The following is a 12,853-nucleotide window of genomic DNA, read 5'->3' on the forward strand; positions in this document are numbered from 1 at the left end:
CCCCTTTTTGATCCCCTATCGTTATGTAGAATTAGGATCTCGGCATTGACTTCAGGTAAGCCGACGGAGATACCTTATAATATTTTTGGAAGTTCTTATTAAAGATACTCTGTGAACTATACCCTACTAGGGTTGCTATCTGCTGTAAACTAAATTCATTTTGTGCCATGAGTTCAGTCGCTTTCTTTAAACGCGTTTTATCGACAAGTTCCTTGGGCGAAAGCGCAGAAAGCTGCTTTATTTTTCGGTAAAATGTAGGCCGGCTCATCAACATATGTTCAGCAAGTTCATCAATACCAAGTTCCGGATACCTAAAGTTTTTTTTGATATAAGCATCCAGCTTGTGCAAAAACTCAGCGTCCAGCTTCGAAGGCGCCAACAAACGGACATCTTCAAACGGCGCATGAGCAAAATGAGTTTTTACATTAACCCTATTTCTTAGCAGATTGTCCACCTGCACCAATAAAAGCTCCAAAGGAAAAGGCTTCTGAACATACGCATCGGCACCCACTTCAAGCCCCTCAATATGCGCCGTATAACTATTTTTTGAAGTCAGCAATAGTACCGGTATATGGCAATAGTTCAGATTCGATTTTATGAATTTACAGAGTTCGAAACCGTCGATTCCCGGCATCATAATATCCGAGATAACCAGATCAATCATTTCGCTATCTAAGATAAGTTTTGCACTTTCACCGTTGTCAGCGGTGTGTGTACAATAATTTTCATTCAATTCTTCAGACAAGAATTCCAGAATTTCTAAATTGTCGTCAATAATCAATATGTGCTGTCTCATAATTATCTGATTTTTTTCCAACTGCTAAGTTCAAACTCCCTTTCCTGCCGTAGCGGCAGCACCAATTCAAATACAACAAGGCTACCACCATGTTCTATAAGCTGGAGCGTACCCTTGTGCAGCTCGCTGAGCGACTTGGCCAGCGAAAGACCAATCCCGGTTCCAAACCCAAGACTATTTTCTATCCTAAAAAACGGCTCAAAGATCTTTTTTGCATATTTATCAGGAATAGGTTCACTATCATTTTCTACCGTAATGTTAAAACTGTTTTTTTCGATATCTGGATCTGCCAGCCGCACATTCACGTAGGTGAGACCATATTTTATAGCATTAGAGAGTAGATTGTTCAATATTTTTACCGTAGCTTCACGGTCGACAAAAGCGATGACATCATCCTCCGGATAAGCACTGTTCAAACGGATATTATTCTGTTCGGCGATCTGTTCAAAAGAAGACATCACTTCTTTTAACAAATCAACAATATTTGTTTTCACAAAATTGAGCCCAAATTGATGCAATTCTGTTTTTCTAAAATCCAACAATTCCGCTGTCAGTTCGGTCAGTCTCAATGTATTTTTTTCAACCTGTAACAAGTTTTTACGGATAGTGTCGCTATCCGTAACTTTTCGTAGCATGCCCTGCACACGACCAAGGATCAACGTCAACGGCGTTTGTATTTCATGCGTGATATGCGTAAAAAACTCAATTTTAGCCGCATAGATTTCACGTTCCTTTTCATGTTCAAACCGCATAAGTTTAGCCACATTTTTTCGAATGGCCCATCGATGGTAATAAAAAGCAATCAAAACCAAAAGCACGATCACCAGCAAAGTATAGAAGCTGTATGCGGCAAAAGTTTTCCAAAATGGCGGCGTTATAATAATCACAAGCCTACGTTCAATACTCCTCCAGCTGCCCGTATTACTTTTCGCCCGCACCGTGAAAATATATTTACCCGGTTGTATATCCGTAAAATAAGCCTTTCTATTGCTAGCAAGAATTGTGCGTTTTTGAGCTAACCCCTCCAATATATATTCATATCTGGTAACGGCCGGAGAAGCATAATTGAGCGCAGCAAATTCAATACTGAAGTTATTTTGGTTGTAAGCTAAACAGATACTGTCGAGGTATACTACCGAACGCTTGATTGGACTGTTTTCCACACCAGGATGGATAGCTTTATTGTCTATCTCCAGGCCAGTAATAAATAAAGCCGGGCGAGGTCCAGTGTTTAAAAAATCTTTGGGATCAAAGGCGATCAGCCCTTTCACTGACCCAAAATACAAGATACCAGACCTGTCTTTGTAAGCCGAACAAAAATTAAACTGATCAGTGATCAATCCGTTGGCTTGCTGATAGTTTTTAAAGGCCCCCGTTTTAATATCCAGGCACAAAATCCCCTTCAACGAACTTATCCAAAGGTTTTGAAAATCATCTTCCAGTATACTAAAATACACATTGGTCGGAAAGCCCGCAGCAGTGTCGTATCTTTTAGTTGACGTTCGGTCTCGACTTAAGCGGATCAGCCCACCACCTTCCGTGGCAAACCAGATCGCCCCCATGCTATCTTCATGGATACCATATACCGGAAATTCGGGAATCTGACCTATTTTAGTGCTGCTCCCAAATCGAATATTCCCCTGTACACCCGACTTGGGATGATAGTAATAAACACCGTTCGACATGGTGCCCACCCAAATAAACCCATTTCTATCCTCCCGGATGCTTAGCACATAAGGACGACCAGGGATATGATTGATGCGATCAAAAGTCTTTCTTTTGAGGTCGTAGCTGAACAGGCCGGCGTTCTCATCATAAGCAGTACCCACTAATACCGTGCTGTCACTTGTCTGAAAGATGCTCAACACAAAATCGTTGCCAGATTCGGCGGGTAGACCGATAGCACGATGCTGCTGACGGATTAGCCCTGTCCGAATATCCATAATCTCCAATCCCCGATGAAAGGGTCCCACAAGAAGATCATTTCCCACAGCGAGCAGACCGTGGATATTCGGATAGGAAAGCGCATTTTCACCTGTTGTTGGATAGTGCCTAAAAAATTGCCTCTGCGGATCAAACCTATTGAGACCGGCATCTTCCGTGCCAATCCAGAGGTGACCATCCCGATCAGGAACTAGCTCACGGACGGCATATCCTGATATCGAATTCTGTCCCACAATAGGGTAGTATTTCCGAAAACGTGCGTTTTCAAGCGAGCAATAGTTCAGTCCACCAAAAAAAGTACCCAGCCACATCCCCCCGCTTTTATCTTTGCATACTTTATAGACCGCGTTATCCGTCATCGCATACGGGTCATCAGCACGCTTGCCAAGATGCCGGCATTTTTTGATATTGGGATTATAGATATACACTCCAGATTCAGTTGCGATCCAATAATCGCCATTATTTCCCTTACAGATATCCCGCACAAAAATAGCACTATCCTCCTTTTCACTAAGCACAATGGTATTCGTTGTTTGCTTATCCAAATCATAGCGCTTAAGCCCAGCTCCAAAATATCCAACGAGTACGGCACCATCATCAAGCGGGAAAATAGCACTAATGGTATTCATATTCGAAGGCCTGTTAAAGTTCACCGTTTTCATGGTTTTCGCAAGCACCCCACGCGGGTTGAAAATACGGAGTTCCCCCTGCTTATTACCCGTCCACAGATTTTTGGCACCATCCAAAAATAAGGCAGTAGTCTGTATTTGATAATTTTTGACCATGGTCTTTTTTATGCTATAGCGCCAAAGCGACGAATTGGCAATAAACCAGATATCATCCCCATTGGCAATTACCTGTTCGATATACACCTGCGGAATCAGATCAACCTGCGATATCACCTCACCAATGGTATCGTACCGATACATTCCCTTTCCTGTACCGATCCATAGTATTCCTGGCTGCCCTTCGGTCAAAGTATTGATTACATTGTTGCCAATGTTATTAAAAGGATCATCCTTATTTTCGCAAAGCTTAAAATTGTAGCCGTCAAATCTGCACAGACCAGCACGCGTGCCAACCCACATAAAGCCTTTGCCATCCTGTAAGATGGAGCGAACAGCCTGATGAGGAAGTCCATCCTGCGTCTGGTAGTGCTTGAAATAATATTGGGCATGACAAACAACCACACTAAACTGCAGGATCAGCCAAACAAAAAAAGTAGGATAAGACATAATCTATGTTGGCAATCGGTTCTTTCAAATATAATCAAATGTACCAAAAAATGACAAGAGCACATGTGATGATATTGCGGACAGCCAATAGCCGTGTGAAACAAAAAATGGTACAGCGCAGTCTAAATCAAGAAAATGTTAGCTAAGTCTATTCACTTTGAGACAAAACGACAAAAGATTGAGCAAAAAAGGAATGAAATTTTGACTTCTTTTGAAGAATTTAACACCAATTATACATGACGATGAAAAGACCACTTCCATTATTGTTATTTATCCTACTATTATCTTTTGTGTTAAAGGGACAGACCGTAATACAAAATCCTTTACCAATCGCTTTCGGTGATCCTTTCGTCCTGACGGATTCCGATGGGAAATATTATATGTATGGCACCGGCGGCGATGTAGACAAAGGCTTTGGAGCCTATTCATCCACCAACCTGCAAGACTGGACTTTTGAGGGGCAGGTTTATCATCATGACAATAAAAACGGATGGGGAATAGATGCATTTTGGGCACCTGAAGTATACCGGCGAAATGGTCGTTACTATATGCTGTATAGCGCCCAATGGAAAGATAATCCGACGCGAGAACTTGAGAATTTCAGGATCGGTGTTGCCGTATCAGATAAACCCACGGGGCCATTTATCGACTGGTACGATCGGCCAATTTTTGATCCAGGCTATCCCATTATCGATGCCAATCTTTGGTTTGAAGATGGCCGGGTTTACCTCTATTATTCCAGATGTTGCTACAAACATCCGGTCGAAAGCGAGGTGGCCACCTGGGCAAAAAAGAAAGGCTGGTATGATAAGGTGGAAGAAAGCTGGGTATACGGCGTAGAAATTAAACCTGATTTTTCCGGTATCATTGGCGAGCCTAAATTACTGTTGCGTCCACCACTAACAATGGGCGTTTCGGACGATTGGGAGAGCAGATCGGTAACCAGCAGAGAAGTAAATCGGCGGTGGACAGAAGGCTCTTATCTCTTTAAAGAAGGCCACACGTATTATATGATGTATTCGGCGAATAATTTCGATGGCAAAAATTATGCAATCGGTTATGCCACTTCGAAAAGTCCATTAGGCCCATTTAAAAAAGCCTCAAACAATCCCATTTTACAAAAAAATGGGCTGGTAACAGGTACTGGTCACAATAGCATAGCCTATTCGCGGGATGGCAAGCAGCGGTATTGTGTCTATCACGGTCGCACCGAAGCAACGGGGCATCAACGACTGGTTTTTATAGACCCGATGGAAATTACCGCTGATGGCAAGCTTATCGTACATGGACCCACATTAAAAAAGTGATAACACAAAAAAGCGATGTATTCCTACACAGTAGAAATACATCGCTTATATAAAGACAAAATCTCTTATTAACTGGATTTAAAAACCATGCACCTATTAGATCAAAATGACTAAACCATTTTAAGTTTTTCAATTTCTTCAATAGAAAGACCTGTAATATCACTAACATCCGCTTTGTTATAGCCCTTCACTAGCATCTTTCGAGCAGATTCCAAAGCCTGTTTATGCTCTCCTTTCGCGAGCCCTTCAGCAAGACCTTCAGCAAGACCTTTTTCAAGACCTTTTTCAAGACCTTTTTCAAGACCTTCAGCAAGACCTTTAGCAAGACCTTTAGCAAGACCTTTAGCAAGACCTTTCTTAAGACCCATTGCTTCGCCAGACCGAATAGCTGAATTGTAAACGCTCTCTGCATCCCGCTTATGTTTTAAACTCGATTCGTATGACATCCGATCCTCCTCTGTTAATTTACCTATTTCTCCTATTTCAAAGATAAGGCCAAATATCCTTTTATCCAAAAAAGACGGTAATTTATCCATGGTACTCAAGTGTTTAAGTACATATAACCACTGATCCATGACTGATTGAAGCTCCCCGGGCTTTTTATTAAACATCGGCAAAGAAACGAGTTTATACCCCAGCTTATTATAAAAGATTTCATGCGTTGTCTTATCACATAATGCGACATCATAGAAATAAGGACGATCAGTCTTGCGTAAAAGAAAAGCCTCATCCTCCCCATGAAGTTTAAATTCTAAAACCCCTATAAAATAAATAACAGGTAAACAGTAATCATTACCCTTCTTCCCCTTTGACAATTGCTTATTAATCAAACGTGACGTATAATAGACAGCGCGATCCTTGAAATATTCCTGAAATAATTGCTGCATCTCTATAATAAATATCTCTCCATCTGTACCGATACAATGTAAATCAAAAACAACCCTTCGCATATCTTCTTGATCACCATCATACTCTATTGACTTATAAAATAAATCGGAAATTATTTTCTCACCTTCAAATAAGCTATTGAGGAATTCGATTAAAAGAATCTTATTTTCCTCTCGCCCGAAATAAAGCTTCCAACCAAAGTCAGTACGGGGATCAACATATTTACCGATCGATTTTAATCTTGCCATGATAATTTAAGTTTTTGGTTATCAATACAAATATAACAAAAAAAAACTAAAATATTTAGTAAATAAGTTTAATATATTACTTCCTTTATTTTGGCCATTCCAAAAAATGTTTTAAGTAGCTGCGCTCATTTCATTTACAGCCGAGCCAACAGTTCAGGACAGTTGATTAAAAAATTACCCCTATCATTACCCAACAAACCTGTTACAAAGCAATTCTTTAATGGAATATCGTCCACGCAAAATAGTGGATAATACGAACTTGTTCAGGTTTGCACGATAACCAATTAATCTGCCGTAAAACGCTTTTTAAAACCTATTATAAACAAGTTAAATGTATGAATTATCCATTTTTCAAAAAATCTTTGCTAAAGCGGAGTATCAAGCTTCTTTGCCCCCTGCTTGCGCTCTCACCAGCCCCGGTTTTTGCATTATCAACAACAAATTCGCCACTTCTGCTTTCCACAAAATTTGCCGGTGTTACCGGACGTGTGCTTGATCAAGACGGCAAGCCTGTCCACGGCGCAACTATTCTGGTCAAAGGCAGCAAAGCCGGCGTAAAAACAGGAGAAGATGGGGTATTCCATATCAACCTTCCTGCAGACAATACAGTTATTGTTGTGAGCTATGTGGGCTATAAAGTACAAGAAATAGACACGAAGGGCAAAACCAATATCACAATCCGGCTCGAATCCAATACCAGCATAGATGAGGTTGTCGTGGTCGGATACGGCACAAAAAAACGGCGCGAAGTCTTGGGTGCCGTAGCCTCTGTTGACCCAAAAGAAATCCAGGACATCCCGGCAGCCAATATTGCAGCAGCCCTACGCGACCGCGTCGCAGGATTGGGCGTAAGCGAGTCTTCGGGAAGGCCAGGCGCAGCAGTTACCCTCAATGTTCGTAATGCTTTCGCCTCAGACCAAGCCAAATTGCAAGGGGTAACCAATGAGCCACTGTATGTTATTGACGGTATTATTTCATCATCCGATGTCTTTGAAAACCTAGATGCGTCCATGGTAGAAAACATTTCAATTCTTAAAGACGCATCCGCAGCCATTTATGGGGCATCCGGAGCAAAAGGGGTTATCCTCGTCACCACCAAAAGAGGGCAGGTAGGAAAAACACAGCTCACCTACAACGGTTACCTCGGTATCTCAGACGCTACGGTAAAGCCAAAAATGCTTTCAGCCTATCAACACGCCAAATTACTGAACGAAACCTACGCACTCAATAATGTCCAACCCACAGAATTCTTTTCGGATGAAGACTTAGCCTATTTAAAAACAAATCCGTACAAAAGCTGGTATGATGAACTTTGGAAACCCTCTAAAATGGAACGCCATAACCTATCCATTTCCGGTGGAAGTGAAAAGATAACCTTCTTTGCAGGCGGAAGCTATCAAAAAGAAGACGGTAACTATGCAGGTATGAGCCAACAGAAATATTCATTCCGATCCGGCTTCAACACACAAATTATTGATGGTTTAAAAGCTGATATTGCCTTTAATGTAAATAATACAAAGACCAATAGCCAAAACAGCCTATCCGACGACCGCGATCAAAACTTCTATCAAACCCTGATTACGACGCCGCAATGGGTACCCATACAGATCGATGGCCTACCGGTAAACTTCAGTAACATCAATGCCAATAGCAATACCAATCCACTGGCAATTATCAACTCAGGCTACTACCAAAAACGCAGCAACGCAAATTATAACATTAACGCCTCCCTAAATTATGCGCCAGAATACCTCAAAGGATTCAGCGCCCGCATACAGATCTCCAATTCGGGAACATCTTCCAGTGGTCAAGAATACCTCCCGGCTTACGATCTATACGAGTTTGTACGCACAGGAAACAACAACAAGTTCTACACCAACACCGTAGACAAAGTGTTTCGTATGGACGGTAGCAAGACAAGAATTTTACCCTCCTTGGGTAAAGGGAATAGTTACCAGGGAAATATCGTATTACAATATGCAAATACTTTTGGAAAGCATAGCCTTGATCTCATGGTAGGTGCAGAACAGTCGGCTTCCAATGCAGAAGGATTATCCGCTTACTGGACCAATCAACAGCTGCTAAATTTAGATGAATATTGGGCATTCGACCAATCGACTTTCACGCGGTCCGACCGATCAATCACCGAAGCCGTCAAACGATCCTTCTTTGGACGGCTCAATTACGATTACAAGAAAAAGTATCTACTTGAAGTGATCACCCGTGTCGATGCCTCCTCCAATTTTGCGAAAGGTAATATCTGGGGGGTATTCCCCACGGTAGCGACTGGTTGGGTGGTCAGTGACGAAGAATTTTTTAAAGACCTCAATTATCTCAGCTACTTAAAACTAAGGGCTAACTATGGACTGGTAGGTGAAGACCGCGTGTTAGCGCGGCTATGGCAAGAACGGTTCAGTGTCGACCTCGTCAATACAGGCTATCTCTACGGCGAAACTCCGGTCGCATCACTCAACCCAACCATTATTGCCAATCCCGATATCTCCTGGGAGAAACACCGTACCTTCAACTTCGGAATAGAATCCCGCTGGTTTGACAACAAACTGAGCTTTGGGTTCGAATACTATCTCCGAAACTCGTACGATGTATTTGACAAAGGTAACGACGAGAATTTTCCGATGTACGCCGGATTCAAAGCACCAGTCGTCAACTACCAGAAACGAAGAGGCTGGGGTACCGAATTTTCCTTGGGTTACCAAAACACCTTCTCCAACGGATTCAAACTTTCCACCAATATGAACTTTGGCTATTCGGCAAGTTACACGACCCAAATGTACTTCAACAAATTCCAGCTATGGGATTTCTCCTATCCAGACTGGAAGGTGGAAATGGGAACAGACTCCCGTAAATACAACAGTTCAAATTATGGACTGATCTATCAGGATATGTTACGTACACAACAGGAAGTGGATAATTTCTTGGCCAAGAACCCCAACTATACCATCGACGGCAAAGTACCACAGGTCGGCTGGACCGTATACGAAGACACCAATGGCGATGGCAAGATCACCGAAAAAGACCTAACCACCATGTTTGATAATACATCGCCGGTTTTTTCAACAGGGATCACCGTTGGCTTGGCTTATAAATCGTTCTCCTTAAACACCAATTTCAGGGCCGTATTTGGCGGAAAAGTATTCTATGAGTCCCAAGCCATGACCGCTCCTACTGCATTCGTGAATGTTCCAAGTTTTTGGGAAGACCATTGGTCGTTGGAAAACCCCAATGGAAAATTCCCACGATATGACGATGCTGCGATGATGAAAAAGTGGAATTCTACCTTCTGGGCAGAAGATGGTACAACCATCCGGATCAACAATATGGTGTTCAACTGGAGTGTCCCTAAAACCTTTACAGATAAGATCAATGTACGCTCGCTCAAGCTGATGCTGTCGGGTAATAACCTATGGACCATTGTCGCACCATTTAAACACCGCGACCCCTATTCCTCTTCTTTGTACAATTATCCCACAATCCGTACGATTTCCTTTGGTTTAAACTTTGGTATTTAAAATTTTAAGACATGAAAAGACATTTTACATACATAATAGCCTTATTGGTGGCGTCGAGTACAGCCCTGATGACACAGAGCTGTAAAGATGATTTTTTTGAGCTCGTAGATCATGGTGGTCTGGACGCCCGCATTTGGGACAACGAAGGTGCCATTGAATACTATCTGGCTGGTACCTATAGCATGATCATGCCTACCCATCCGCATGAAGTCACAACAAACGATATGCAGATGCACTATGCCAGTGACGAAAACTACTTTTCGGGAACGAATGCAGCCAGCAAAAAAGTATTGGGTCTGAGTGGGGAAATCACACTTAATGATGTCAAATACATTGCCACCAAATACCAGGGTACCAATATTGGGGATAACCGCTACTTTGACATTGCACGCTGCAACAATGCGATCGCCTATATTCCAGCAGGAACCCTGCCACCAGAGGTCAAGAAGAAATTTTTAGGACAGTTTTATGCCCTACGCGCCATAGTATATTTTGAGCTTACACGGCTCTACGGTGGCGTGCCCCTTGTACTCGACCCTCAAAATCCAGACAAACTGGAGTTAAGTGGTCGGGTATCCGCAAAAGCATGCTTTACACAAATCGTCAGCGACTTGGATGCTGCAATGACGAATTTAGATGGCGTAACCTGGGACGATGGCACTGGCCGCGGTAAAATTACCAAAGCAGCAGCAGCAGCGCTGAAAGCCAAAGCGCTGCTATACTGGGCCAGTCCACAGTTTAATCCAACCGACAATGCAGCGCATCCCTACGAAGCACAACGTTGGCAAACTGCTTTTCAGGCAAGCAAAGAAGCCTATGAACTCTGTCAAGCTACTGGGCGGGCCTTAATGCCCAACTATAATGAAATCTTTTTAAAAGAAGGCATAGCCAATACAGAAGCGGTACTACTTCGTTCCTATTCTGCCACATCACCTAAGCGTTACACTATTGTCGAACGCGCATCGCGCCCCGCCTCCGAAGGCGGAGCACCAGCAGATTATTATGTTCCGACCACCCTTTTGCTCAAAGCCTATCGCATGAAAGATGGCACACCCGCCAACGGGGATAACCTCCTGTATGATGATGCGCTTTTTTGGAAAAACAGAGATCCACGGTTCAAAAACACCATCGTCTATAACGGTGCAGACTGGCCATTGAGCGGCAAGACCGGACGAAAACAGTGGAACTACACCAATGCAGACGGAGAGTCCTCCATAAAATCCTTTTATTGCAAAAAATTTGTCAATCCATCACTTTCATCTGCATCTGTGGGCATTTTCAATGACATAGGCGGCAATGGTATGGACTGGATTGAAATCCGATTTGCCGAAGTCATGATGAATTATGCTGAATCAGCAAATGAAACAGGCGATCTGGCGCTCGCGAAAGAACTGGTCCGTAGTATCCGGCAACGTGCCGGCATCGAACAGGGGAAATACGATTACGGTTTGTCTCTCGCTGCCAACAAAGAACAGATGCGCGATCTACTGATGAACGAACGGCAAATTGAATTCGCTTTTGAAGGAAAGCGCTATCACGACCTACGACGGACGCGTCGCATGCATACCCTCGAAGGAACGATCCAAACGTATCTGTTCGAAACCAAATCCGATGCTCTAAAGAAAATATTAGAAGCAAAGAACGCTGCCGGGATCATGCATCGCGAGCGTTTGGACATGAACAATAGAGATACCGTATTGAATTACTTCAAATATCCCTATAATTTACGCGCAGAAAGCGCAAATGGAGCCTTTGCTTTCCGTGATTATTATTATTTCTACCCACTACCAAATACCTTTATGAGCTCCTCTCCATTGCTCGAACAAACAATCGGTTATGAAGGCGGTACATTCGATCCACTAAACAACTAATTATGAAAAAGAAATATTTTTTGCTCCTTATCCTCTTCAGCATATTGCTTTCCTGCAAACGGGAAGGCGACAATATTTTCAATCAGTTTACGGATGTTAAAGTGACCCTGCACCAAGAAAATGAATTTAGTATTGGTACTTACAAGGATGTTGCTTCCGGAGACTCCATCTATGTCGATTTTACGATTAGCTCAGCTTCCAAAGACATGCATCAGGTATGGATCTTTTACAATGGCGCCGGTGCAGCGGCACTCAAAATCCCATTGGCAGACGGCGAAAAAAGAAGCTTCCGCTATGTCTATAAAATTAAGGCCGATAAGGTGGGTCTTACCACTTTTCGAATAATGGCGGTGGACAGCGAAGGCGTATTTATGGGCGATGGTTATACTTCAGTGACCTATAATGTGCTATCAGATTACGCCCATCTGAACAATCGCGTGCTCTATATGCCAGATAGCACAGCGCAAAGCAGCGCTTGCTTTATTGACCTGATGGAAGGGAAAACATATACCTATGCTGAAGCCAAAGCGAATGCAGGAAAAATCGATCTGGGGATGTATCGCACCTATAAAGTAGAAGCCAATGGTGGCATTACCTATTCCTATAATATCTATTCGCTACAAGCCAGTCCGATTCCCTTTAAAGCTTTCGACTTTACGGATCTATCCGGAAAAGGCCGGGCAACCTATTTTTCCGGTATACAGACCAATCAGGCCTCCACATTTCTAAATACCTTAACGTCTGGAACAGTTATTCAGAACAATGCAATTTCCCGCAAAACGACCAATCTTTCGTTAAATGATCTTAAAGTGGGCAGCATGTTCTACTTTAAGACACCAGACGAAAAATATGGTGTCGTTATCGTCAATGCTTTGAGCGGATATGACAACAATCGCTATCTAAACATCAGCATTAAACGTCAAAACTAATCTGTCCCTTTTATCCCTTTATAGTATGGGGTACCGCAGCTCTGCTGGTACCCCTAACATAATAACATTATTCAAATGTAAATTACCCACCTATTTGGACCAAAA

At 42.7% G+C, this 12,853-nt stretch carries 7 protein-coding genes; 4 read left to right on the plus strand and 3 right to left on the minus strand.

Features of this window, described 5'->3' with window-relative positions; all coding sequences use genetic code 11:
• Positions 1 to 31: 31 nt before the first annotated feature.
• Both B3139_RS03415 and B3139_RS03420 read right to left on the minus strand, forming a co-directional pair.
• Positions 32 to 796 (minus strand): response regulator transcription factor, encoded by a 765-nt coding sequence (locus B3139_RS03415; RefSeq protein ID WP_209579360.1) that lies wholly within the window; start codon positions 794 to 796, stop codon positions 32 to 34.
• Positions 797 to 798: 2 nt separating this feature from the next.
• A complete protein-coding gene (locus B3139_RS03420) occupies positions 799 to 3,975 on the minus strand; it encodes a ligand-binding sensor domain-containing protein (RefSeq protein ID WP_293879773.1) in 3,177 nt (1,058 codons plus the stop codon).
• A gap of 242 nt (positions 3,976 to 4,217) precedes the next feature.
• Here B3139_RS03420 and B3139_RS03425 point away from each other — a divergent pair, with 242 nt between their 5' ends.
• Positions 4,218 to 5,282 (plus strand): glycoside hydrolase family 43 protein, encoded by a 1,065-nt coding sequence (locus tag B3139_RS03425; RefSeq protein WP_293879775.1) that lies wholly within the window; start codon positions 4,218 to 4,220, stop codon positions 5,280 to 5,282.
• Between the two features lie 110 nt (positions 5,283 to 5,392).
• Here the strand turns inward: B3139_RS03425 and B3139_RS03430 are convergent, their stop codons facing one another.
• Positions 5,393 to 6,418 carry an Rpn family recombination-promoting nuclease/putative transposase gene (locus B3139_RS03430; protein ID WP_293879778.1) on the minus strand — a complete coding sequence of 342 codons (1,026 nt, stop codon included), beginning with the start codon at positions 6,416 to 6,418 and terminating at the stop codon, positions 5,393 to 5,395.
• 335 nt (positions 6,419 to 6,753) lie between these two features.
• Between B3139_RS03430 and B3139_RS03435 the strand changes: the two genes are divergently transcribed.
• Genes B3139_RS03435 through B3139_RS03445 form a run of 3 tightly spaced genes read left to right on the plus strand, consistent with a single transcriptional unit; the run spans position 6,754 to position 12,748 of the window.
• The gene (locus tag B3139_RS03435) at positions 6,754 to 9,948 is read left to right on the plus strand and encodes a SusC/RagA family TonB-linked outer membrane protein (RefSeq protein ID WP_293879780.1); all 3,195 of its coding nucleotides are present in this window, start codon (positions 6,754 to 6,756) and stop codon (positions 9,946 to 9,948) included.
• Positions 9,949 to 9,959: 11 nt separating this feature from the next.
• A complete protein-coding gene (locus B3139_RS03440) occupies positions 9,960 to 11,819 on the plus strand; it encodes a RagB/SusD family nutrient uptake outer membrane protein (RefSeq protein ID WP_293879782.1) in 1,860 nt (619 codons plus the stop codon).
• A 2-nt stretch (positions 11,820 to 11,821) separates the two neighbouring features.
• Entirely contained in the window at positions 11,822 to 12,748 is a 927-nt protein-coding gene (locus tag B3139_RS03445; protein ID WP_293879784.1) for a hypothetical protein, read from the plus strand.
• Positions 12,749 to 12,853 lie beyond the last annotated feature (105 nt).

The sequence above is a fragment of the Sphingobacterium sp. UBA1498 genome (genome assembly GCF_002325125.1).
GTDB lineage: Bacteria > Bacteroidota > Bacteroidia > Sphingobacteriales > Sphingobacteriaceae > Sphingobacterium.